Annotated in this window: 1 pseudogene; it reads right to left on the reverse strand. The window is 63.9% G+C overall.

Going from position 1 to position 685, the window contains the following annotated elements:
* Nucleotides 1-410: 410 nt before the first annotated feature.
* Nucleotides 411-685: pseudogene (locus IE145_RS33190) on the reverse strand (amino acid permease); the annotation flags it as partial.

Raw genomic sequence — 685 nt, forward strand, 5'->3', positions numbered from 1 at the left:
CGCTCAACCAGATCCGTCATGCACGGATCAACGAACGATCACGCCATAAGAAACGACGTCTAAAGCCATCTCCAGCGCGTCCAAGGGCAGTTCCGTTCGGGCCCAGCATCGCGAAGACGGCCTGTAAGTAGTCGGTCACGGCGGTCATGCCTCGCGAAGATGCTTGCCGGGAATCGTTCGTGCCGGCATCGAGCGCCTTTCCTGTCGCAGGCTGGCCGGGGTCCTCGTTGTCCATGGCATGGAGGTGGGGCGGCAACTGGTGCCAGACAGGTTGTGGGAGATTTTCCTTTGTGTGATGCCCGAGGCGCCTGTCTGATGACTGACGAAATTTCCGCCGAACTGACCGAAGAATCCGTTCCAACCTGGCGAATGGAAACGGATATATCACCTACATCGGCGTGAAAACTTGATCAGATGCCCTGCTGGTGGTGTGTGCTGACGCGGCGGAGGCCGTACGTGGCTGCGCCGACGAGGAGGACGGCGGCTCCGGTGAGCACGGAGGGCAGCGGGAGGGCGAAGGCCAGGACGAGGCAGCCGGTCAGGCCGACGATGGGGATGATCCGGGGCGGGCGGCCTTCGGCGGGGGTCAGGGTCCAGGCGGAGGCGTTGGCGATGGCGTAGTACGCCAGGACGCCGAAGGAGGAGAACCCGATGGCCCCGCGTACGTCGGTGGTCGCGGCCGCGA

The organism is Streptomyces sindenensis (assembly GCF_014649035.1).
GTDB classification, from domain to species: Bacteria; Actinomycetota; Actinomycetes; order Streptomycetales; family Streptomycetaceae; genus Streptomyces; species Streptomyces sindenensis.